The following is a 24,533-nucleotide window of genomic DNA, read 5'->3' as shown; positions in this document are numbered from 1 at the left end:
GAGCATGCGTCTTTCTTTTTTTGACCGAAAACAGCTTTAAAAGACAGAACATGCCTTTGCCGAAATCTAATACAAGACTATATAAGGAGGCAGGGCGATGACAGGAAAATCAAAATTTTACCGGTGGCTGGGGCGTGTTTTCTGGCTTTCCGTTGTAGCTGTTACGGGATACACGTGGTATTACATGGACCAGGCGGTGCCGGACCGGGTGAGCATCATTCAAAACCAGGAGGAGGAATTTTCCTTTGGTCTGCCTTTAAAAGCAACAATATCAAGCGATAGTAAGGAAGTGTCCCTGGGAAATGAGAGTAATATCCCGGCGGACCAGATTACGATCAGCGGCAAGCAGCACTTCTCCATGTTTGCCCAGGAGCAGGGAAGCTACCAGGTGGGCCTGAAGCTGTTTGGAGTTATTAAGCTGAAGGATATTCAGGTGGATGTGGTGGATACAAGGTATGCCATACCATGTGGAAAGCCCATAGGGATCTATCTGAAATCAGACGGTGTCATGGTGATCGGAACGGGGCGTATCACCGGAACGGACGGAATGGAAGTGGAGCCTGCCTACGGGGTTTTAAAATCAGGGGATTATATAGAAGCATTTAACGGAAAACCAATGAAGACAAAAGAGGATCTCATCAATGCTGTTAACGAGTCGGGAGGACAGGATTCAGTTGTGTCTATCCGGAGAGAGGGAGAGCCGGTGGATGTGAGTGTAAAGCCGGTGGAGAGTTCGGACGGCCACTACAAACTGGGAGCATGGGTCAGGGACGATACGCAGGGGATCGGAACCATTACTTATGTGGACATGAATGGAAATTTCGGGGCACTGGGGCATGGGATCAGCGACAGCGATACAGGTGATCTGGTAGAGACGTCTCAGGGAGCTCTTTACTCAACGGAGATCATGGGGATAGAAAAGGGTACTATTGGGAAACCGGGCCTTTTGTCCGGTGTGATCTACTACGGTCCCCAGTCTCACATGGGAGATATAACCTTAAATACAAATGAAGGGATTTTTGGAACCGTGAACCAGCAGTACAAAAAGCAGCTCACAGGCGAACCCATGGAGATTGCCTGCCGCCAGGACGTAAAACCCGGGATCGCATATATCAGAAGTGACGTCTCAGGCCAGCTTGAGGATTATGAGATAGAGATACAGAAGGTAGATTACAATGCCAGCCATAAGAATAAAAGTATGGTTATTAAGGTAACGGATCAGAGGCTCTTGGATCTGACCGGGGGGATCGTGCAGGGAATGAGCGGAAGCCCGATCATACAGGATGGGAAGCTGGCCGGGGCGGTGACCCATGTGTTTGTGCAGGATGCGAGCCGGGGGTATGGGATTTTGATTGAGAATATGTTGGAGCATTGAGGGTGGGCAGGATAGAGTGAAAAGAAAGGCGTTGGGGGCTTGCTCATGAGATTTACCGATTCTGGAAATTTCCATGTAACGAAAGTTGCTAGGCCGATGATACCTGAAGCGTGCGAGTAGTTGTTGCCTGGACGGAGTGACGAGACATCAGGATTGCATCTCTATACACAAAATTTACAGAGTTATTGAAAAACCACGTAGATGGCATCTTACATCTACGTGGTTGGCGTTATTGTTATTTAGACTCTTGGTAATTTTAAAAGATTATCGTTCGGTGTATCATTTGGTTCGGAGCGGACGTATTTTTCCTGTTTACTACTAAGAGCGGGAATTAAGTTTGGGTATGGATAGATGTTTACTTGAATGGAACCAGGATTCTTTTTTAAGTAATCATACAAGCATTCTTTGGTAAAGTATCCTGGATTAGTACATCCTTTTAGGTAAATCTCGGATATTTCAGTTACATTATTGGAATTTGTACAACCTGCTTTCATTTTAATTTTTGTTGCTTTCATTTTTGATTTCCTTTCAAATAATAATATGGTTTTATATGTAAACAATAAGGAAAGAAATCATAGACGAACGAATGTTTTGGGTTGCCTGGGAAAATGTTCTGTGTTAAACTCACTTTGGGAAAGTACATTTGTACACAGAAGCCAGTATTCTATTCGCTTAGATGCTGGTTTCTTTTTTATTGGAATTTTCGCTTGTTTATGTTGTACACTAACTATATCATTAGTGAAAAGTAAAGTCAATAATTAATTTGTCCCAATATTGACTTTTTTGTCCCTAGGTATTATAATTAAGAAAAAGATAGGAGTGGGGCATATGAAAAAGAAAAACATTATCAATTTGATAAAATATTATTCAGAGGAAAATGATGCTGGCTTTAGGAGCGAAGCATATGAAATCGCAAAAGATTTTGATGAATCAGGTGATCATCAATTAGCAGAATATGTGATGGCCTTAATGTCTGATACAAATACGTTTATGCCTCAAATGAGTGAGAATCAATCTGCGATATTTGATAAACTTGAATCATCAGGAGATAGTTTATGGCTGCCAGATTCAGTTACGCAGGACATTCTTGGAATCGTACACGCAGTTGCACATAAAGCTGGAATTAATAAATTTCTATTTCAGGGGGCACCGGGAACAGGAAAAACAGAAGCGGTTAAGCAATTATCACGTATTTTAGATAGGGATATTTATATGGTGAATTTTGCTGCGGTAATTGATAGTAAATTAGGACAGACACAAAAAAACATAGCTTTACTTTTTAAAGAAATCAACAATTTTGTCCATCCGGAAAAGGTTATAATATTATTTGATGAGATAGATGCAATAGCTCTTGATAGAACGAATGTCAATGATTTACGCGAGATGGGAAGGGCAACATCAGCTATGCTTAAAGGGATGGATTACATGGATGAAAGGGTTGTGTTAGTAGCGACGACCAACTTATATGAACATTTTGATAAAGCTTTAGTGAGAAGATTTGATGCTGTGATAGACTTTAATCGATATACGAAAGAGGATTTAATATCAATTGCAGAAGAATTTTTGAATAAGTTTTTGTCAAAATTTAAATTAGCAAATAAGGATATTCGTTTATTTCGCAAAATTATAGGTTTGTTGGAACCTATTCCATATCCGGGAGATTTGAAAAATTTAATAAAGACAGCCGTTGCATTTAGTGACCCGGATGATGGGATGGATTATTTTAGACGATTATATTATGCAATTAACAATAAGCAACCTCAGGATTTAAAAGAATTACAGTCTCAGAAATTTACAATTAGAGAAATTGAAATCCTGTCTAAAATTTCCAAGAGCACTGTGGCCAGAGAGCTTAAGGAGGGTATTGATGAATAATATATTACAACTTAGAGGGCAGTTTCAGCAAAGGAAAAATGTGAGTGGTTTCGGACCGACAAATCTTCCGAAAGGTTCAAAGGTCACGGCAGAGCATGTCGGAAATATGAAGCAACAACTAAAAAAATTAGATAGCTATTGGCAAAATGAGCAGACGATAGGTGGAGTATTAATAAGCGTTCATTACAAATGTATTGTCGCAAAAAGTAATAGATTACAAATATTACTTGGGGAAAAGAATGCACATCCCAATATGTCAATTAGGGGAGCTAAATTTATAGATGAAAATAATGAGAAGAATGAAAAAGTAAAAAAACATGTATTTACTTATTTTATTTCGTTTGAAGCTCTTCGAAAAACAATAGATTACTTAGAAAAATGTGAATTGGTTTTAAAAAAATACTATAATGGGGAAATTACAGATAAAGATACAGTTATAATAAATAGTGGTAAATACAATGCTAGTATAATGGCTAAATCTTCCTTTTTACGAGTAGTAGTTGATGCAAACTATGTGGAAAATTTTAGATTAGATCGTGCGGATGAGAGAATTAAAGATAGATCAATTGTTACAATATATAAAACAGGAGTAGATACAATAGAACTGTTAAGTAAGTTTGGCATAGATATGATAAAGGCTAAAATGATCGATGAGACAACTTTGAGACTAGATCGAGGAGAAATCGAAATTCTGCAGAACAATGCTCCATATTTAATTGCCATGCATGTAAAAGATTTAGCAGAGATTGTATTAGACGATGATATTGAAGAAAATAGATTAGAAAATATGATATCTATTCAAGAACCTAAAAACGAACCCATCGTTGGTGTTATTGATACTCAGTTTGATGAAAGAGTTTACTTTCATAAGTGGGTTCATTTTGAAAATAAGGTTGATCCTAATATCCCAATTAGTTCGGAAGATAAATTTCATGGAACCGCAGTTACATCAATAATTGTCGATGGTCCTACTTTTAATCCTAAATTGGAAGATAATTGTGGACATTTTAGAGTAAGGCATTTTGGGGTGGCAACAGCAGGGGGATTCAGTTCATTTACAATTCTTAAATTAATCAGAGATATTGTTGTAAGTAACAGAGATATTAAAGTGTGGAATCTTTCGTTAGGATCAGCAATGGAAATAGACCCTAATTTTATTTCACCAGAAGCAGCAGAATTAGATAGAATTCAATGTGAATACGATGTGATATTTATTGTTGCAGGGACAAATAAAACTAGAAAAATGACGGGTTCAGTAAAAATAGGAGCGCCAGCAGATTCACTTAATTCATTGATAGTAAATGCCGTGAATTTTCAAGGAAAACCTGCTTCATATACGAGGGTTGGTCCTGTACTTTCTTTTTTTATAAACCGGATATTTGTTACTATGGAGGAGATAGGGAGGAGAAGATTACAGTATGTGAACCATTGGGGATGGCTGCAGTGTGCGGAACATCATTTGCAGCCCCATGGATAACAAGGAAAATGGCCTATCTTATTCATATTGTAGGATTAAGCAGAGAAGTAGCAAAGGCGTTAATAATTGATTCTGCTGCTGGCTGGAACCGCCAGGATAATAAATATTTTGCTATGGGATATGGTGTTGTGCCTAAACGAATTGAGGATATTACACACTCCAAAGACGATGAAATCAGATTTATTATGAATGGAACTATCGATGAATATGAAACATATACTTACAATATTCCGGTTCCACAAGATATGCATGCTCATCCCTTTTTTGCAAAGGCAACACTGGCATATTTTCCGACTAGTGACAGAAATCAAGGGGTTGATTATACAAGTACTGAAATGGACTTACACTTTGGGAGAGTCATAGAAAAAGATGGAAAAGCTGTGATTAAAGCCATAGATTACAATAAACAGGCAGATGAAGGAATTCAAAACATCTACGAAGAAGATGCACGTAAGCTGTATCGTAAATGGGATAATGTAAAACATATTAGCGAAGCAGTCAAAGAGAATGCAAGACCGCGGAAAGCTTATGCTGCGGGAATATGGGGTCTAAGTATTAAAACAAAGGAACGGCTTGCACCTAAAGCAGGAAGAGGCTTACAATTTGGTGTAGTTGTAACGTTAAAAGAAATGAATGGTGTAAATCGTATTGATGAGTTTATAAAACTTTGTATGGTGAGAGGCTGGCTCGTAAATAGAATAGACGTTCAGAATCAAATTGATGTTTATGTGAAAGCAGAAGAGGAAATTGAATTTGAATAGAAGATGATCTAGAACAAGAGCAGTCTAACTTAAAATGGTCTTACATGAACCTAATAAAGAAAGACTACTAGACATGACAATTCCTGAACAATCAAGAAATAGAAATCAAAGGTATTATTCGTCAGTTTCTTGAACATAGTGAACAAGAAATGGCCAAGAAAGTGATTAAGAAAATAAAAAATGTTGTCCATTACTTGACTCACTCGTGAGCGGAAGCCCGATCATACAGGATGGGAAGCTGGCCGGGGCGGTGACCCATGTGTTTGTGCAGGATGCCAGCCGGGGGTATGGGATTTTGATTGAGAATATGTTGGAGCATTGAGGAACGGTAACAGATGGAAGAAAAGGCCGAAATGGGAGCTAGATCACAGTTTCGGCCTTTTCTGGAGTATGCTATGCCGCCCGGACGGAGTAGTGGGACGCGAGGATACCGCATAGGACACTAACAAAAAGGACACTCACTTAAACAAACTTGCATCGCACCCTTCTTACAGATGGTATGTGCAGGAAGCCGCCAGCAGTAGTCTGGATGTGGGAATGGGACACTTTTATTTATGTGTTATAGCCATTGTATGTTTGTTGGTTGTAAATAATACAATTGGGAGGGACTTGTGTCTGGTGGTGTGAATTTAGAAAAAGGGCTGTCGATTGTTGACTTTTAAGTCATTAAAGCGACAGCCTTTTTCTGAAAAACAAATAATCTAATATTTCAATCCACAATTGATGCGACATCAAAAGATCTTTATAAATTTACCATATAAAATATGAAATGTAAAACCTAAAATAATTTTTAACAAAAAGAATTTATGCTTGTTATATTAATTGTAATGAGATATAATAAAACTAATAATCTAATGAAGATATAGGGAGGAGGATTAAAAGTGAAACACTACAGATACCCAATTACAATGGAGATTGCAGGTGCAACTGCACTCTGGTCAAGACCGGACTCGGGCGATGCGCCTGTAAGCTATGTGGCTCCAACGCCTTCCGCTGTCAGGGGGATTTTTGAATCAATTTTGTGGGGACCTGATATCAGGATTGTTCCAACTGCGGTAGAGATTTGTGCGCCGATTCAGTATCATTCTTATGTGACCAACTATGGCGGACCTCTGCGCGCGGGTAAATCGATTCAGAAAGGCAATAATTATCAGCTATATGCAACGGTTTTGATGGATGTCTGCTATCGCCTTTATGCAGATGCAATACCAAACTGCCGTAAGGAGAATCTGCCGGAGAAGGCATTAGAATGGGACAGAAAAACAACATCACCCGGTCACGCTTATCAGGATATATTTAATCGGCGTCTGAAACGCGGGCAGTCATTTTCCATACCGGTATTGGGCTGGAGAGAGTTTACACCACTTTATTTCGGACCGTTTCGTTCGCAGACAGAGGTATGCAGAGATTTATCGGATATCACAATTCCTTCCATGTTGAGAGAAGTCTTCCCAGACGGTTACAAATCAGCTTTTCGTGCTGTCTACAGCCAGAGTCTTAGAATCCATGAGGGGAGATTAAACTTTCCGAGAGAGGAGCAGTAATCGATGATTAATGAACTATACCGGTTGACAGTGGCACTTGACCAGGCGGACATTGCAACGGAACATACGCATCCGAAGTATAAACTGATTCCTAAGGTCACGAAGAAGACGCCTTGTATACATATTATTTTTGACAAAGGACGGCTTTATAAAGTTGAAAGCATTGAGAGGGAGCAGGCTTCAGAAATTAGAAAATATGGGTCCAATCAGGGGACTTTTCCAGCTCTGAATCTGGCACCCCTTTACCGTCTGACGGATGAAATAGAAAAGAGGACGATTTCCGATTTGATTGAGGGTAAAACTACCGATTTCAATATCGAAGAAATCCGGCATATTTGCAGAGAAAATAACTGGGGGAGGAAATTCAGCAACAAGTATCGCATCAGTATGCAGGATGTGCCGCGTGAAATGACCGAGTTGTTTCAAAAAAACGGAATTGCTTTTCATCCATTACAGAAGTTAACCGGGGAGGCGGAAGCTTTTGCTGAGGCAGAGAATTTACATAGGGAGCTTGAGCATGCAGCCTTTTCCATGTTGGAGCAAAAGAGGGGGATTGCGTTAGCGCTCCAGATTTTGTTTTATCCAGGGAAAATAGGAAAAAGTGTGGAGGAAGATTACGGAACTTTATCCGTGGTACTGGATTGCAGATCGTTGATTGAGGTCGGTTTGTCGGTGACTACGGCTGTTTTTACAAGTATGCTGAATCAAAAGCTGATAGAAGCTGATACAGCGGCGAGGACAGGAGTTGTAGAGAAAGAAACCGATGCATTTGGACATGTTTTTGCGCCTCTGGAGGAACCGATGCCGACAGTAAAACTTGCAGCCGGTTTTGAAGTTTCTCTTAGAACCATGTTTCGCGGACAGCCATGTCAAAGCCGTTACGGGAGAATTGAAAATGCAACCTATCCGATTGCCAAAGAAATGCGCTTTAAGCTGCAGTCAGCGCTGGCGTGGATAAGCGCTGCGGAACACAAGGGAATCACATGGATCAGCACAGATAAGGATGAAGCTCTTTTCGCTTATCCGGAAACCTTAAGAAAAAACATGTACAGCATGGTTGGTTTTTGTAGACGGCAGAGCACGGAAGAAGATCGGATAGAGAGTGAGGCGAGGGATAAAATCAGGAAAAAGGCAGAATTTGAATCTGCTGCAAAGGTATTTATAAGTGAACTGCAGAAAACAAAACAAGTGGATACAGACCCAATGTCGGAGCGTATTCAGTATTTTGTACTGCGAAAGCTTGATAAAGCCAGGACAAAGGTGGTCTATACCTATAATACAACACCGGCTGAAATCGAATATAGCAGCGAGCGATGGTCATTGGGCTGTCAGAATCTTCCGGCATTTTTATTTGGACAGCCTGCTACATTGTTCCCATTAGAGGTATCCGATGTTCTAAACATCATATGGAGACAGGACGGGAAATCTTCTGCGGATAAATTCAAACCGATTCCGCGCTATTATGGAATGCAGCTGTTGTTTGGGGTTGAGTTTCCGGAGGTACGCAGGGATCTGAATATTCTGATGAACAATGTGATGAACCTTGCGCCGTATCTTGGAAAAGCGGGATTTGCCAGAAACGGCTATGATGGTTCGCAGGTTATACTGCTGCGCCAAACTCGGAATACGTTGGCACTGATAGGACTGCTTTTGTATCAGCTTGAAATCAGGAAGGAGAAGTATATGAAGGAATTTCCATATTTATTTGGGCAGCTGCTAAAGGTATCAGATGCGCTGCATGAAATTTATTGTAAGGTCATGCGTGATAACGATGTTCCAAATACACTGGCAGGCAGCGGATTGTACGTCTCAGGGGCGGAACAACCTTATAAGACACTGGCAGTGCTGGGGCAGCGGATGAATCCTTATATCGCATGGGCAAAGAGATACCGTGTGAAAGATATACAGAAAGAGGGGCAGGAGAGTTGGCGTGCAAGTTGGTATCTTTCTCTATACGAACGTATTGCGGCGCAGCTTTATGAGGCATGGGGGGATCAGAAACGATTTAATGAGGAGGAAAAGGCACAGTATTTTATCGGGTATCTGGCAGCTTTTCCCGCTAAAGAAGAAACGGGAGGACAGAAGAGCAGTGAACAGATCTGCGTTGCGCAAAATGAAATAGGTGATGGTTTTCAGAAGCAATAAAAAATAACGGTGGAGGAAATAAAAATGGCTGATGAGATGAGACGAGCAACAGGATTACTGGTGATTGAAGTGGTAAACTCAAATCCAAATGGGGACCCGGATAGGGAGGCTGACCCACGTCAAAGACCCAATGGTTTAGGAGAGATCTCTCCGGTATCTTTCAAACGCAAGGTGAGAGATTTGCTGGATGATTCGGCCTCTCCTTTTTTTGAAAGCTTACCGGAAAAATTTAAATTAAACAAGGATCATTACCGAATTCTGGAGCACCGAGGACGGGATCGTAATGCAATTACGAAGGAAATGACATCCGGCGGAAAACTGGCTGATTTCGATCAGGAAGCGTTCTTGAAAAGCGAGTTTGTCAGAAAATATTGGGATGCCAGAGTATTTGGAAACACATTTCTGGAGAAGGATGGAAATAAAGGGTATATTAAGACTGGTGTTGTACAGTTCGGTGTTGGTATTTCAATTTCTCCAGTTAACATTATCCGCCAGACGAATACAAACAAGGCAGGAGTGCAGGAAGGAAAAAATGCAGGTATGGCTCCGCTGGCTTTCCGGGTGGTTGAACACGGTGTTTATTGTATGCCATTTTTCGTCAATCCCAATTATGCTAGAAAGAGCGGATGCACGGCAGATGATATCGAGTTGCTCAAACTCCTGATTCCACAGGCATATGATATGAACCGCTCTGCAATTCGGCCGGACGTCCGCCTGCGTCATGCCTGGTATATTGAGCATAAGAATCTGTTGGGAAGCTGTCCGGATTATATGCTACTGGATGCATTGACACCGGAACGTATAGGTAATGGATCGGAACCATCGGAGAGCTGGCATGATTACAAGGACAAGACAGAGTTGCCGGAAGAACTGCTTCATAAGGTTGCTGGTATTGTTGACTTGGTGTGTCTGTGATGGAAACTTATCTTGCTCACAGTGCAAAAAGCGGATACCCTTCTCAACCCTATTCAAATCATGTGTATAATACAACGAGATGGTCCCTGATATTTGCGAGAGAGATGAAGGCGTATTGTAGGAAGGATGCAGAACAGATTGAGAATATCTTGTGCCTGGCAGCACCATACCACGATTTGGGAAAGTTGGATGAGGAGAATCAGAAGGTATTGCATAAGGAAGGTGTAAAATCAGGACATCTACCTGTGAACCATATGGATGCCGGTGCGGCATTTCTTAAACAGAAAGGGCAGGAAGCACTATGTTCACTTGCATTGGTGTATGCGCATCATCAAGGGCTGCCTGACTTTATAGTGGAAATGAACAGGGGAGAGACGGTATGCTATCGGGATACACGTGAATCGGTAAGAGCCTGTTTTGACCGGGAGCTGGAGCAGCTGCTTCAGCTCCACAGGCAGCTGATTCCGGAAAGCACCGGACATAATCCGGAGTATTGTGAAGGTGACATGTCTATGTTCTTCCGAATGGTGTTTTCATGTCTGGTGGATGCGGACCATTCGGATACAGCAACTGTTTATGGACAGTATCCTAAACGGGATACGATGCCAAAACTTCAGCCGGAACTTCGCCTGGAGGCGCTAAACCGTTACGTGGCAAGTCTGGGAGCGGACAGCCCGAATAGACGAAATGAATTACGTACACAGATGTATGAAAAGTGCCGGGACGGCCAGCAGAAAGAGGGGATTGTTTCTAATGACGGTCCGGTCGGTTCGGGAAAAACCACAGCGGTGATGGCGTATCAGTTGAATCAGGCGATCTTAAAGGGAGCCAGGCGCATTTTTGTGGTGCTTCCATACACAAATATTATCACACAGTCAGTGGAAGTTTACCGAAAAGCTCTGACATTGCCAGGAGAAAACCCGGAGACGGTCGTAGCAGAATTGCATTGCAGGGCGGATTTTGAAGATGAGGATACGCGTTATCTGACATCCCTGTGGAGAGCGCCAATTATAGTCACTACGGCGGTTGCATTTTTTGAAACGCTAGCCTCAAACCGTCCGGGAACACTCCGCCGCTTGCATGAATTGCCGGGCAGTATTATTTTTATGGATGAGGCCCATGCCGCTCTGCCGCTGAAACTGCTTCCGCTTGCGTGGCATTGGATGAAAGTATTGGAAAAGGAGTGGAGCTGTTATTGGATTTTATCGTCAGGCTCACTGGTCCGTTTTTGGCAGATTCCGGAATTGGTTGGAATGGAGAAAAAGCAGGTTCCGGAGATGGTTCCCGCAAACCTGCGCAACGAACTGTTAGGTTATGAGAAAAACAGAATTCAATTTTGTTGGAATCCGCGTCCGCTTAGCCGGACAGAATTGACTGACTGGGTTATGGCAGAACCGGGTCCGCGTCTTGTAATTATGAATACCGTACAAAGTGCAGCTGTGATTGCAGATGACATTTGCAGAAAATATGGAAGAGAATGTGTGGAGCACCTCTCCACTGCGCTTATGCCGGAGGACCGTGCAGAAACAATTAAGGTGGTTAAAAGACGCTTGGAAAATCCGGTGGATACAAACTGGGTTTTAGTTGCAACATCATGTGTGGAAGCTGGTGTTGATTTTTCATTCCGAATTGGATTCAGAGAACTGGCTTCTGTTCTGTCACTGCTGCAGGCAGCGGGCAGAATTGACCGAAACGGATTTTACGGAGATGCTAAGATGTGGAGTTTCAGTATGCAGGATGATACAATGCTGACTCAGAATCCGAGAGTGAAAATAAGTGCAGGGATTCTGGAAGAATATTTACGAAACGGAATGGAAATTACGCCGGAACTGAGTACAAAATCAATCAGAGATGAACTGCAAAGAGGAAAAATTGAAATAAAAGAAATGCATGCGCTGATAGAGGCCGAGGCAATTCAGAATTTTAAAACGGTGAATGACGTTTTCCATGTGATTGAAAATGATGCCACACCGGTGATTGTTAAAGATGATGTGGCAGAACAGATTAAACAGGGTTACGGGAACTGGAAGGATGTTCAGAAATATTCCGTATCCATACGCCGAAAGAATTTGAAGAGGTGGCAAGTGAAGCAGATTGCAGAGGATGTCTATCAGTGGACACTTTCATATGACTCTTTTCTGGGATATATGGCTGGTGTATTAAGGCAAGTGGAATTTGAACATGGTTTTTTAGAATTTTAGAATTCTCAAGTGGAAAAATTGACAAAAAATTAGTATAACTTGGAGACATCCATACTCATTAAATTGTTCTAAACTATATAAGCGCGACTAAAAAATGAAGTATGAAAGTAGAATAAGGTGCATCAAGTCAGGAGAAGATTTATTATGATCCTAGAAGAAATTATGTCCGGTGAATCACAGTATTTAGAGTTAAAAAGAGACATTCCGGATAAAAGCGAAAAGTATATGAAAACGGTTGTAGCATTCGCCAATGGAAGTGGAGGAAAAATCGTGTTCGGAATAGAAGACCGAACCCATGAAGTAGTCGGGATTGCTCAGGAAACCGTATTCCGGGTTATGGATGGTATAACAACTGCTATCTGTGATAGCTGTACTCCTATGATTACTCCCATTGTATCGATGGCCTCAATAAAAGATAAGGTTGTTATTATAGTAACGATTCAGGCGGGAGGGCAGCGTCCGTATTATATCACTGCGAAAGGCAAAGAGAATGGTACTTATATCCGTGTGTCTGGAACAACAAGACCAGCGGATCCGTTTGTACTGAAAGAACTGGAATTTGAAGGCTCTAACCGGTGTTTTGACCAGACATATGCAGCTCCTAATGCAGCTGTTTCAGATGAGCAGATTGATGAACTATGCGAAAAAATGTACCGGTATTCCATGAGACAGTGTGTTACGAAAGAAGAAATCTCACAGATAAAACAGCTTACAAAGCAGAATTTAATAAGTTGGGGATTTCTAATTAAGAGGGATGGAAAATATTATCCTACGAATGCATTTGTTCTGATGACAGATAATGTTCTTCCACAGGCAACAATTCAATGTGGTCTTTTTAAAGGTGTAAACCGCGATGTATTCATTGACAGAAAGGAGTATGCAGGAGATATTGTCAATCAATTGGATGAAGCTTATGAATATGTTCTTCGAAATATTAATATGGGGGCGGAGATTGATGGGTTACATCGGCGGGATATTTATGAGTTACCAACGGATTGCATAAGAGAAATGATTTGTAATGCTGTTGTTCATCGAAGTTATCTGCATCCATCGAGTATTCAGTTAGCAATATATGATGACAGAGTAGAGGTGACTTCACCAGGAATGCTTTTTGGAAGTCTCAAAATTGAAGATATAAAACAGGGTATTTCCATTCCAAGAAATCGTGCTTTGGTTTATGCGTTTACGTATATGAAAATCATGGAACATTGGGGAAGCGGAATTCCTAAAATTATCAGGCGATGTAAGGAAGAAGGGCTTAGAGAACCAGAACTGACAGAGATCGGCGGTAGTTTCCGTATAAATCTATACCGTTTTCCGGATAAGACCAGGGTTGGAAAAAGTACGGATAAAGTACGGATAAGTACGGATAAAGTACGGAAAAATACGGAAAACCTTACAGACTCACAGGTAAAAATATTGACATACCTTGAGGAAAATGAAAAAATCACGAATCGCGAAGTTCAACAGCTGCTGAATGTGAAGGATTCCAGAGCACTTAAAGTGCTAAGTGGCATGGTTGATGAGAGGATTTTGAAAAAGAAGGGAAAATTAAAAGGAAGTTATTATGTCATAAATAAAAACAGATAAAAAATGTTGTCCATTACTTGACTCACTCGTGAGCGGAAGCCCGACCATACAGGATGGGAAGCTGGCCGGGGCGGTGACCCATGTGTTTGTGCAGGATGCCAGCCGGGGGTATGGGATTTTGATTGAGAATATGTTGGAGCATTGAGGGTGAGGGAGGATAGAGTGGGCATATAGGTGCTGTGATCCTGCGTTCTTGGCTCTTATAAGCCTTTGTCCACTCTATCTTATGGAGTAAAAATTTTTGGTGCTTAGACGAAGTAGTGAGCGGATAGAGGAAGAGATGTAAGGGGAGCAAGATTTTGAACCATAATTTTGGTATATAAATACTTGATAATGTAAGTTACTATATTGGTGCGAATGCCAAGTGCACATGAAAAGCATAGGAGATTCGCACTTGGTTTTTAAGAAAAATTTGAGAAAAGAGAATAATTTAGATATCATGGGTTGTAAAATGATTAAGAGAGTTGTATGATTTGTATAGAATATGTCTTGTATAAAAAAGAAAATTAGACATATTTGCAGTCAGCTTCCGCGAGGGGGCTGTGGATTGAAATTCCTGCCTTGCAGCCCGGAGCGGAAATAGACTCCTGTCAGCTTCCGCGAGGGGGCTGTGGATTGAAATCCCTCAAGCGAAGATACGCGATTATTTGTACTTCCGTCAGCTTCCGCGAGGGGGCTGTGGATTGAAATCAGTTAATTTCAGAATGTTACCCAAATTATAAAGCGTCAGCTTCCGCAAGGAAGCTGTGGTGATAGAAATCCATTGTAATATTGATATCGCTGCGCCCTAAACGGTCAGCCCCAGCATAGGTTAATTCCAGCCGAATCAATTAAGTCATATAATATAAAAAATATTAAAACATCAGATGAAAGCACTATTCTGATAAACCCGACTATCCTGTTCTTCCAGCGTACCGAATAAGTGATCGACATGCAAAAGAAATCAAAGAAATCAAATCACCCCAATACAAAGACCACATAGCCTCCCTCCATTAATTATTCCAATACACCCATCTTCCCAAAATAACATCTCCAATTTTTCCCAAAAAACAAAAACATCACTTCTACAATAAAGAAAACCAAACACACTCCCATTCCAATAACCCAAAAGTAATCACACGTTCAAACATCATATGCCTCAATTATCCATCACACTAAAAAGCATTCAACGATCATATACGGATCCTTCACCTATGTGGCAATGGAGCAAAAGAAATTTTTATTCAGAAGTGGCACAGCCTGCCTCAGAATATCATATCCTCCAGCGGCCAGCGGATGTGAGGAATATCCTAGTGAAATTATGTCAAACAGAAATGGCAGGAGTTTATATCAATCATCAATCCGCCGATATAAGCTAGATTGAATCCCCCAAAAAGAAGAACATGCCACATCAGATCGTCCATCCACCTCTACACCAAAAAAACTCAGAACATCCCTTCGCACAAACACGAACCAATCTAACTTAATAACCCTAATTGTCACCTTATATCCAATCATTGAAATAAATATAACTCCCCCTCCTACGCGCGGGCTTCACGTACAAACTACCAATTTAATGATTTACCACAGTGAAATATTTTGCTAAAATATCCAGATTCATGTCACTTCCCGCTGCGATACATGAGGGACAAAGTATAAAAGGGTTACAAAATTACATGGTTTTTACGCGTAATTCACAAAGAAAATACAGCCCATGGGTATCTTGCTGATGCATGAATTTGAGGAATCCGGCAGAAAAAGACAAGGAGAAAATGTGCGTTGGATGCGTTCTATAATAGTGCATGATGAAATATGGGTTAATTAGTCGATTACTGGCGATTTATGACAAAATGTGTGTCGAAATGTGAAAATATGCTAAAAATATAGTGGTTATTTGTTACGGATTCGTTAACTTGCAAAACAATAACTTGCAAAATATAACCCTCAATGATACAATTATAATTCGACATGTGTCTAAAATTGCGACCACGAATCGTTGATATATGTTATGGGGAACATATATAATAAGATTCGCGAGGAGCTCAGGACGAATGATATGGATTTTTGTAAACCAGAAGGTCGAAAATCAACTAACACATATTTTAGCAGGTAGTTTAGCACAGGCAAACAATTTTAGGAGGTAAAAGGAAGTGGAAAAGCTGAATGTTGCGATTGTTGATGACAATCCGCTGATTCTGAATACTCTGGATGAGCTGATCAATGCTGAGGATGGATTATCCGTAATTGGTAAGGCAGATAATGGCGCTGATGCCATTGACATGATTGTGGATACAACGCCGGATATCGTGCTGTTGGATCTGGTAATGCCGAAAATTGACGGGATATCCGTGGTGGAAAAGGTAAAGAGCGAACATACATTTATGAAAAATCCTGCGTTTATCATTTTAAGTGCAGTAGGTGGAGAGCAGATGACAGAAGACGCGTTCAAAGCGGGAGCGAACTACTATTTGATGAAGCCGTTCGACAAAGAGATTCTGGTCAACAAGATCCGCCACATTGGAAAGCTGCCGGAAAAGCAGACCATGGGTAAGGTGGTGACAGCTCCCTTTGAACCGGGAGAGGAGTCACATATCACAAGAGAGGAATACATGAAGGAGCATTTGGAGACAGATATCACGAAAATGCTTCACGAGTTAGGGATTCCTGCTCATATCAAGGGGTATCAGTATTTAAGGGACGCAATCGCAATGTCTGTGGAGGACCAGGAAATGATGAGCTCTGTCACGAAGATCCTTTATCCGGCCATTGCAAAACGGAACCAGACAACGGCCAGCCGCGTGGAGAGGGCCATTCGTCATGCGATTGAAGTTGCCTGGGGAAGGGGAAAGATGGAAACCATTGATGAAGTATTCGGATATACGATCAGCACAGGAAAAGGCAAACCCACTAACTCTGAATTTATTGCGCTGATATCAGATAAAATACTTCTGGAATACAAAAAAATTTAAAGTAATTTAATCAGAAAGAACTTCCTAATTTCGGTAAAATACGGTATACTATATGGAAAGGCATAAGGAACCTGTTCGTCAGGAGAGGGAGGTTTGGATGAAGAAAATATTATTTGCAGCTTCAGAAGCAGTGCCGTTTATCAAGACAGGAGGACTGGCAGATGTAGTTGGCTCTCTGCCTAAGTGCTTTGACAAAGAGTTTTTTGATGTAAGGGTTATAATCCCCAAGTACCTGTGTATCAAGCAGGAGTGGCGTGACCGTATGGAATATGTGAATCACTTCTATATGGACTATCTGGGACAGAGCCGCTATGTAGGGATTCTTAAATATGAGCATGAAGGCGTCACTTTCTATTTTATTGACAATGAGAGCTATTTCAACGGACCTAAACCTTACGGTGACTGGTACTGGGATCTGGAAAAGTTCTGCTTCTTCTGCCGGGCGGCCCTGTCGGCCTTGCCGGTCATTGGTTTTCAGCCGGATGTGGTGCATTGCCATGACTGGCAGACTGGTCTGATTCCTGTACTTCTTAAGGACAGATTCCACGAGGGAGATTTTTTCCGGGATATGAAGTCGGTCATCACGATCCACAACCTGAAGTTCCAGGGAGTATGGGATGTGAAGACTATTCAGCGCTTTACAGGATTGCCGGATTACTATTTTGCACCGGATAAGCTGGAGGCATACAAAGATGGTAACCTGCTGAAAGGCGGAATCGTATTTGCGGATGCTATCACTACAGTGAGCAGCACCTATGCGGAAGAGATCAAGATGCCGTTTTACGGTGAGGGTCTGGACGGCCTGATGAGAGCCAGGGCAGACAGTCTCAGGGGGATTGTGAACGGAATTGATTATGACGAGTTCAACCCGGAGACGGATCCGCATATTTTCCAGAACTATAATGCCAAGAATTTCCGTAAGGAAAAAGCAAAGAATAAAAAGGCGCTTCAGGATGAACTTGGCTTGCCTGTAGATGAGAAGAAGTTTATGATCGGTATTGTATCACGTCTTACGGATCAGAAGGGATTGGACCTGATACAGTGCGTGATGGATGAACTGTGCAGCGAGGATCTGCAGCTGGTGGTGCTGGGAACGGGTGATGAGCGGTATGAGAATATGTTCCGTCATTACGATTGGAAGTATCACGACAGGGTGTCTGCCCAGATTTATTATTCAGAGCCCTTGTCCCATAAGATTTATGCAGCATGCGATGCGTTCCTGATGCCGTCTCTGTTCGAGCCATGCGGTCTGAGCCAGCTTATGTCGCTGCGCTATGGCACGGTGCCCATTGTCAGGGAAACAGGCGGTCTAAAGGACACTGTGGAACCTTACAATGAGTACGAGGGAGCGGGAACCGGATTCTCCTTTGCTAATTATAACGCCCACGAGATGCTGGGCAGTGTGCGCTATGCGAAGTATATCTACTCCAGCAAGCGCCGTGAGTGGAATAAGATCATTGACAGGGCCATGGCCAGGGATTTCTCCTGGGGGGCATCTGCCGCTAAGTATCAGGAACTTTACGATTGGCTGATTGGATATTGACAGAGGACCTGGAATATCAGATAATATATCTGATAAAGGAAGAAAGGTGTGATGCCCATGGAGCCATCAGGGTTATATGAATACACAAGTGATCAGGAATATATGGAGTGTGTGAAGGATATTTTGGAACATCCTGTATTCCAGTCTATGGACCAGTATATACAGCATGGGACAACGACCTGCAAGACCCATTGTATACAGGTTTCATATCTTGGATATAAGTTCTGTAAAAGGTTTGGAGGAAATTGGAGAAGCGCTGCGAGAGCAGGGCTTCTCCATGATTTGTTTTTATACGACTGGCATACCCATGCCAGGGAGACGGGGAAGCATTTTCATGGATTCACCCATCCCAGAGAAGCACTCCGCAATGCGGACAGATATTTTAATCTGTCATGGGAGGAGGAGACGATCATTCTCCGTCATATGTGGCCCCTGACACCGGTACCTCCGGTAACAAAGGCCGGGTATGCAATTACCTGTGCGGATAAACTATGCAGTACGCTGGAGACAACGGCCCGGTTTAAGCGCTGGCTCATGATGTGCTTTTTTGCACAGCCGGCCAGACGTTAACGAAAGGGGAAAGAGAAGAACGATATGAATGTTTGGACACAAATGCTGGGCAACCAGATTCTTGTCAGCGCAGTAATGGGATGGGTGGTTGCCCAGTTCCTTAAGACACTGATCGACTTTTTGCTGAATAAAAGCTTTAATGCGGAGCGGCTGGTGGGATCAGGCGGTATGCCAAGTTCCCATTCCGCCACGGTTTGCGGTATGACGACCGCGGCCATGCTGAGATATGGGGTTGGTTCCTTTGAGTTTGCCGTGTCATTTGTGGTATCTATGGTTGTTATGTATGACGCCATCGGGGTGCGCCGGGAGACAGGTAAGCAGGCCAAACTTCTCAATTCCATCCTGATGGAAAATCCGCTGAAGCTGAATGCGGAGGTGCTTCAGGAAAAACTTAAGGAGTATGTGGGACATACCCCGCTGCAGGTTATGGCAGGTGCGATATTGGGAATTCTGCTTGCACTTGCAATGGATCCTTACTTTTAATGTGTTGGGGGAGACGTCACATTAGACAGGAAGGACAGAAGATAGCATGAATATTTACAGCTTCATTAACTGGTTTTTTCTATATAGTTTTCTTGGATATCTGCTGGAATGCGTTGTCCTCAGTGTTGAATATAAGCGGCCTGTGGTGGACCGTGGCTTTGGCCATGGCCCCTTTTGCATCATATACGGTTTTGGTGCTCTTGGGGCATGTATGCTGTTAAAGCCTGTGTCAGGAAGGCCCGTAGAACTTTATACGGCATCCATGGCCATGGCCACTACGATGGAATTGGTGACAGCCAATATCATGGTACGCCTGTTCGGTGCGTTCTGGTGGGATTACAGCCACAAGGCATTTAATTACAGGGGCATGGTTTGCCTGGAGAGCAGCCTGGCCTGGGGGTTATTGGGGCTGTTTTTCTTCTATTTTCTGGATCACTGGGTACGTTCCCTGGTGTTTAGCATACCTGGAAATTTGGGCAGTATGTTAGCGGTTGGCCTGACTGTGTTTTACCTGGTGGATTTTATCCATTGCCTGCGTCTGCGCATGGGCGGTATGGAAGAAGAGGAAAGGGCGATCGGCCGCCTGAAGATATATTAGTATTAAAGATATATTTGCACTAAATAGTACTAAAGCTCTATTAGCATTTTGGTTTTCTGCGTATTTTATATCTGGCGGACATTTAAAGGAGAATGACATGAATGGAAATGAGAACTGGGGCGGATACCGGGTTATACTGGCGTCCGCCTCTCCCAGGAGAAAAGAACTTCTGAACCAGATTGGGATCGAACCTGAGATAAGGCCGAGCCATATGGCGGAGGAAACCGGTGAACGAAAGCCGGACCGGGTGGTGATGGAACTGTCCAGACAAAAGGCAGAAGACATAGCTGCAGAATACGGGGCAGGAACCATGGTCATTGGTGCGGATACCGTGGTGGCTGTGGGAAGTGAGATCCTTGGTAAGCCCGGGACCCCCATGAAGGCCTATGAGATGATTGAGAAACTCCAGGGCCGGACCCATCAGGTATATACCGGTGTAACGGTGCTGCTGTGCCAGGGCGGGGGGATGACCCATGGTATTACCTTTGCGGAAAAGACGGATGTCCATGTATATCCCATGACGCCCATGGAGATCAGTGAATATGCAGGATGTCCGGAACCGCTAGACAAAGCCGGAGCATATGGCATACAGGGCCGGTTTGCAGCTTATATAAAAGGAATTGACGGGGACTACGCCAATGTGGTGGGCCTACCTCTTGGCAGGCTTAACCAGGAGATTAAAGGACTTTTGGAGGATAGGGAAGATGATTAAGCTCATTGTATCAGATGTGGATGGAACACTTGTACAGGACGGCTCGCCCAGTGTAAACCCTCAGGTATTTGATACCATTCTTAAGCTGCGTGAAAAGGGAATCCAGTTTGTCATTGCCAGCGGAAGACCATGGGCCAGTGTGGAGCATGCTTTTGAACCTGTGAAAAAAAAGATTTTTTATGTTGCTAATAATGGGGCATATGTGGGATGCTGTGGAAGAAGCCTTTATGTATATTCCATAGAGCCGGAGATCGTTCACCGTATTATCAGGAAGGTGCGCCGGTATCCGGATCTGGAAGTGGTTTATGCAGGTGCCAATGGAGATTATATAGAATCCCCCAATGAGGAGTTGTTCAGGTGGCTTACCGAGAGCTATAAATTCAACCTGACCAGGGTAGATGACCTTCTGGAGCTGGATGAGCCCTGTGTGAAGGTTTCTATTTATAAGCCGGAGGGAATCGAAGCAGCCACCAAAGATATTTACGAAGAGTTTAAGGATGAGTTAAAGGTAGCATGTGCAGGCGATATGTGGATGGACTGCATGGCTAAGGGTGTGAACAAAGGAAAGGCCATTGAGACGATCCAGGATAGTTTGGGGATCAAACCTGAGGAAACTATGGCATTTGGTGACCAGCTGAATGATATTGAGATGCTGGGCCGGGCATATTACAGTTTTGCTGTGGCAAATGCAAGGGAAGAAGTGAGGAAAGCAGCCAGGTTCCAGGCTGACAGCAATGAGAATGACGGTGTCCTCAAGATTTTAAGACATCTGCTGTGAAAGGAGTTCTTTATTGGACGGAAGTAAGATCAACAGAATACGGGGGATGAGAGGAAAAGCTGTTGCTGTAATGATTGCAGTCTGTATGGCGGTTATGCTGCCTGCCGCAGGCTGCTCCAAAAAGGCTGCGTCTTCCAACGGTGTTAAGACCGTGGAAAAGGATTATACCAAAGGACAGATCATGGTCATAGCAGCCACTGAGCGGAACCGTTATCAAAACATATATACCAGTGAACTGTGGTCCGTAAAAGCGGACGACAGTGGTGTCACCTTTGAGGACAAGCTGATCGATCAGATTGAGCAGTTCCTCATTGAACTGGCTACCACGAATATGATGGCGGACGAACAGGGAGTGGAATTGACAGGTCAGGAAAAGGATTCCCTCAAGACCTTGTCAAAGGAATACTACCGCAGTCTGTCAGACCAGGATAAGGACTATATAGATGTATCAGAGAGTGAAATATATGACTTATATTGTGAATATTACAGAGCAGATAAGCTGGTTGGGGAACTGACCAGGAATGAAAATCTGGAGGTCAGTGACGCGGAGGCAAAGGTGATCCAGGTTCAGCAGATTGAACTGGATACCAGGGAGAGGGCGGAGGATATCCTGTCTCAGGTCCGGCAGGAAAATGCGGACTTTTTTTCCATTGCTACACGAAGCTCCAAGGATGCTCAGATTTTATATACCATGGAATGGAATGACCATCTGGACAGCAGGCAGGAGGCAGCATTTGCTCTGGAGCAGGATGAGATCAGCGGCATTGTGGAGCAGGACGGAAAGTATTATATTTTCAAGTGTACCAATGCATATGATGAGGAAGCGACTGCTGCTAGGAAGAGTATGCTGGCCCAGGATAAAAAGACCAGGGCATTTCTGGCCATCTATGAACCGTTTGTACGGGAACATGCAGTAAAGCTTAAGGATGACCTGCGTGAGGTGGTGGATTTTTCCGGTGGACAGGGTTGTGTGACAGACAGCTTTTTCCAACTATATCACAGTTATTTTACTAAATGATCAAAGCTGCCGGCTGAATAATGATAACAGCCGGCAGCTTTTTTGCTATGGAAAAGTCCGGCATTTTATGAAATCGATTATTATATATGATAATAATAGGTAATAAGAAAAGCCGTGGACATGCATTTTGAACCCACATTGGAGTTTCACAGGATTGCAAAAACAAACGGGATCAGTGTGATTGGTGCTACCCATTATTCAACTGAGAGATTTGCATGTATTGCCATGGCGGAATATTTCCAAAAACTAGGACTTGAAGCTGTATTTTTAGAAGGAACATACTATCTGAACGATTTATGAGGTCTTTTTCTGTCACAGATGTGGAAAACTGCTGTCTAATAATAGAGAGGTGGGTGTTGAATTTTATTCAGCTGTAAAACAGTATAAACAGCAGAGAGCAGGAAAGGACAAGAATATGAGAAGAGATGAAAATGAAATTCGTGTATTAATTGATGAGGCAATCGCTGGAAACAATCGATCTCTTGAGGAATTGCTGGATAGTGTGCAGGATATTGTGTTTAATTTGTCGCTGCGCATGCTGGGCACGGTCCAGGATGCAGAGGATGCGGCCCAGGAGATATTGATCCGAATCATGACCCATTTGTCTTCCTTTCGCAGGGAGAGTTCCTTTCGTACATGGGTGTACAGGCTGGCGGTCAATTATCTGAAAAATTATAAGAGGTCTATGTTTGCCGGTCAGCCGCTGGATTTTGAGTATTATGGAAATGACATCCGTTATGCGGATATGGGAAGTATTGATGACCTGGTGGATGATATCAGCAGAGAAACACTTGCTGAAGAGTTAAAAATGTGCTGTACCAATGTAATGCTCCAGTGCCTGGACCCGGAAAGCAGATGTATTTTTATTTTTGGAACGATGTTTAAGCTTGACAGCCATACGGCCGGAGAAATCTTAGATCTGACTCCGGAGAATTACCGCAAAAAGCTTTCAAGAATACGGAAAAAGGTAGCGGCTTTTCTGGATGTTCACTGTGGTCTAACGGAAAAAGGTATCTGTTCCTGCAGCAGGCGGGTCAATTATGCCATTACTCAGAGGCGGATCAACCCGGAAAAATTAGATTATCTTAAGCTTCAGACAATGGACCAGGAAGTTTCAAAAGAGTTTATGGATGAGATGGAAAAACTGGATGCATTAGCCCTTACCTTTGAAATGCTGCCCAGCTATCAGTCGCCGGTGCGGGCGCAGGATGTGGTCTGTAAGATTTTGCAGTCAGCCTCATTTAAAAAGATTCAGGAACTTTAGGGGGAGCTGTAATGAAAAACAGTATGATTTCCTATCTTTCAGATTTTGAGCAGAATAATGATCGCCAATGGTATCATGGCCACAAAGAGGAGAAACGGGCAGCTGTCAAGGAGTTTGAGGATCTGATTCAGGCCCTTATACTTGAAATCGGAACATGGGATAGAACCGCACTTCACAATGAACCACGAAATTTGATATTTAAACTGAGCCGGGATACCAGGTTCAGCGCGGATAAGCAGCCTTATCATCCTGTGTTCCGGTGCCATATTGCGGCTGCAGGTAAATTGCCTGTTCCGGTAGGTTATTTTCTTTACATATCGCCGGAGAAAGTCATTTTTGGGAGGAGGGCTGTTTGCAGATATGTTCAAGGACGTCACATACCGCATCAGGGAATACATACACGGGCATGAGGAGGAGTTTTTGGGCATAGTGGAATCACCGGAATTTACTGCACATTTCAGGATTATGGGAACATCGTTGAAAAATGTACCCAAAGGATATCCTTCTGATTGTCCGGCTGCAGAATATCTAAAATATAAAAGCTGGTTTGTTGAATATCACCTGAAGGACGGCGTGTTTGATGATTTAGAAAGGTTTGTAAAGATTGCAGGGGAAATGTACCTGCTGATAAAGCCATTTAATGATTTTCTGAACAGGGCACTGGATGGGTTTGTCATGCCGGAAAGGCCGATATAGGGGGAAGTACGCTGTCAGCGTTATCTTAGAGCGATGGATG

21 protein-coding genes and 2 pseudogenes are annotated in these 24,533 nt (G+C 42.8%); 22 read left to right on the top strand and 1 reads right to left on the bottom strand.

Going from position 1 to position 24,533, the window contains the following annotated elements; translation table 11 throughout:
- Positions 1-97: 97 nt before the first annotated feature.
- Positions 98-1,375 carry a SpoIVB peptidase gene (gene spoIVB / locus HMPREF9469_RS07010; protein ID WP_007860438.1) on the top strand — a complete coding sequence of 426 codons (1,278 nt, stop codon included), beginning with the start codon at positions 98-100 and terminating at the stop codon, positions 1,373-1,375.
- A 239-nt stretch (positions 1,376-1,614) separates the two neighbouring features.
- Here the strand turns inward: spoIVB and HMPREF9469_RS07005 are convergent, their stop codons facing one another.
- Positions 1,615-1,890 carry a DUF3892 domain-containing protein gene (locus HMPREF9469_RS07005; protein ID WP_007860437.1) on the bottom strand — a complete coding sequence of 92 codons (276 nt, stop codon included), beginning with the start codon at positions 1,888-1,890 and terminating at the stop codon, positions 1,615-1,617.
- Between the two features lie 313 nt (positions 1,891-2,203).
- On the opposite strand from HMPREF9469_RS07005, the gene HMPREF9469_RS07000 reads away from it, so the two are divergent.
- The 21 genes and pseudogenes from HMPREF9469_RS07000 to HMPREF9469_RS33485 all read left to right on the top strand — a co-directional run bounded on the left by HMPREF9469_RS07000 (position 2,204) and on the right by HMPREF9469_RS33485 (position 24,493).
- On the top strand, positions 2,204-3,250 hold the full coding sequence (locus tag HMPREF9469_RS07000) for an ATP-binding protein (protein WP_007860436.1): 1,047 nt from the start codon (positions 2,204-2,206) through the stop codon (positions 3,248-3,250).
- Entirely contained in the window at positions 3,243-4,727 is a 1,485-nt protein-coding gene (locus HMPREF9469_RS06995) for a S8 family peptidase (protein ID WP_007860435.1), read from the top strand. The genes HMPREF9469_RS07000 and HMPREF9469_RS06995 overlap by 8 nt, the downstream gene beginning before the upstream one ends.
- Positions 4,628-5,488, top strand: coding sequence for a hypothetical protein (locus HMPREF9469_RS32870; RefSeq protein ID WP_330363655.1), 861 nt, complete (start codon positions 4,628-4,630; stop codon positions 5,486-5,488). Before HMPREF9469_RS06995 ends, HMPREF9469_RS32870 begins: the two co-directional genes overlap by 100 nt.
- Before the next feature lie 205 nt (positions 5,489-5,693).
- Positions 5,694-5,810 (top strand): annotated as a pseudogene (locus HMPREF9469_RS33755) (SpoIVB peptidase S55 domain-containing protein); the annotation flags it as partial.
- Positions 5,811-6,369: 559 nt separating this feature from the next.
- Entirely contained in the window at positions 6,370-7,032 is a 663-nt protein-coding gene (gene cas5 / locus HMPREF9469_RS06990; protein ID WP_007860433.1) for a CRISPR-associated protein Cas5, read from the top strand.
- A gap of 3 nt (positions 7,033-7,035) precedes the next feature.
- Entirely contained in the window at positions 7,036-9,177 is a 2,142-nt protein-coding gene (locus HMPREF9469_RS06985) for a hypothetical protein (RefSeq protein ID WP_007860432.1), read from the top strand.
- Between the two features lie 24 nt (positions 9,178-9,201).
- Positions 9,202-10,092 (top strand): type I CRISPR-associated protein Cas7, encoded by an 891-nt coding sequence (locus HMPREF9469_RS06980; RefSeq protein ID WP_007860430.1) that lies wholly within the window; start codon positions 9,202-9,204, stop codon positions 10,090-10,092.
- Positions 10,092-12,293, top strand: coding sequence for a CRISPR-associated endonuclease Cas3'' (locus HMPREF9469_RS06975; protein WP_007860427.1), 2,202 nt, complete (start codon positions 10,092-10,094; stop codon positions 12,291-12,293). Before HMPREF9469_RS06980 ends, HMPREF9469_RS06975 begins: the two co-directional genes overlap by 1 nt.
- Before the next feature lie 144 nt (positions 12,294-12,437).
- Positions 12,438-13,883, top strand: coding sequence for an ATP-binding protein (locus HMPREF9469_RS06970; RefSeq protein WP_007860425.1), 1,446 nt, complete (start codon positions 12,438-12,440; stop codon positions 13,881-13,883).
- A 31-nt stretch (positions 13,884-13,914) separates the two neighbouring features.
- A pseudogene (locus HMPREF9469_RS33750) lies at positions 13,915-14,028 on the top strand (SpoIVB peptidase S55 domain-containing protein); the annotation flags it as partial.
- 1,984 nt (positions 14,029-16,012) lie between these two features.
- The gene (gene spo0A, locus HMPREF9469_RS06965) at positions 16,013-16,831 is read left to right on the top strand and encodes a sporulation transcription factor Spo0A (RefSeq protein WP_007860423.1); all 819 of its coding nucleotides are present in this window, start codon (positions 16,013-16,015) and stop codon (positions 16,829-16,831) included.
- Between the two features lie 97 nt (positions 16,832-16,928).
- Complete coding sequence (glgA, locus tag HMPREF9469_RS06960) at positions 16,929-18,374, top strand: glycogen synthase GlgA (RefSeq protein ID WP_007860421.1); 1,446 nt, start codon at positions 16,929-16,931, stop codon at positions 18,372-18,374.
- A gap of 57 nt (positions 18,375-18,431) precedes the next feature.
- On the top strand, positions 18,432-18,944 hold the full coding sequence (locus HMPREF9469_RS06955) for an HD domain-containing protein (RefSeq protein WP_040415687.1): 513 nt from the start codon (positions 18,432-18,434) through the stop codon (positions 18,942-18,944).
- A 42-nt stretch (positions 18,945-18,986) separates the two neighbouring features.
- Entirely contained in the window at positions 18,987-19,427 is a 441-nt protein-coding gene (locus HMPREF9469_RS06950) for a divergent PAP2 family protein (RefSeq protein ID WP_007860418.1), read from the top strand.
- A gap of 46 nt (positions 19,428-19,473) precedes the next feature.
- Complete coding sequence (locus tag HMPREF9469_RS06945; RefSeq protein ID WP_007860415.1) at positions 19,474-20,025, top strand: putative ABC transporter permease; 552 nt, start codon at positions 19,474-19,476, stop codon at positions 20,023-20,025.
- Between the two features lie 97 nt (positions 20,026-20,122).
- Positions 20,123-20,737 carry a Maf family protein gene (locus HMPREF9469_RS06940; RefSeq protein WP_007860414.1) on the top strand — a complete coding sequence of 205 codons (615 nt, stop codon included), beginning with the start codon at positions 20,123-20,125 and terminating at the stop codon, positions 20,735-20,737.
- On the top strand, positions 20,730-21,515 hold the full coding sequence (locus tag HMPREF9469_RS06935; RefSeq protein WP_007860412.1) for a Cof-type HAD-IIB family hydrolase: 786 nt from the start codon (positions 20,730-20,732) through the stop codon (positions 21,513-21,515). Before HMPREF9469_RS06940 ends, HMPREF9469_RS06935 begins: the two co-directional genes overlap by 8 nt.
- A 13-nt stretch (positions 21,516-21,528) precedes the next feature.
- Positions 21,529-22,533 (top strand): peptidylprolyl isomerase, encoded by a 1,005-nt coding sequence (locus HMPREF9469_RS06930; RefSeq protein WP_007860410.1) that lies wholly within the window; start codon positions 21,529-21,531, stop codon positions 22,531-22,533.
- Positions 22,534-22,948: 415 nt separating this feature from the next.
- Entirely contained in the window at positions 22,949-23,797 is an 849-nt protein-coding gene (locus HMPREF9469_RS06920; RefSeq protein ID WP_007860408.1) for an RNA polymerase sigma factor, read from the top strand.
- 11 nt (positions 23,798-23,808) lie between these two features.
- Positions 23,809-24,207, top strand: a complete 399-nt coding sequence (locus HMPREF9469_RS33745) for a DUF2461 family protein (protein ID WP_007860407.1) — start codon at positions 23,809-23,811, stop codon at positions 24,205-24,207.
- On the top strand, positions 24,158-24,493 hold the full coding sequence (locus HMPREF9469_RS33485; RefSeq protein ID WP_007860405.1) for a DUF2461 family protein: 336 nt from the start codon (positions 24,158-24,160) through the stop codon (positions 24,491-24,493). Before HMPREF9469_RS33745 ends, HMPREF9469_RS33485 begins: the two co-directional genes overlap by 50 nt.
- Positions 24,494-24,533 lie beyond the last annotated feature (40 nt).

It is taken from the genome of [Clostridium] citroniae WAL-17108 (genome assembly GCF_000233455.1).
Classification (GTDB): domain Bacteria; phylum Bacillota; class Clostridia; order Lachnospirales; family Lachnospiraceae; genus Enterocloster; species Enterocloster citroniae.
Note: the sequence above shows the minus strand (reverse complement) of the source record. Positions and strands in the feature narration are given on the sequence as shown.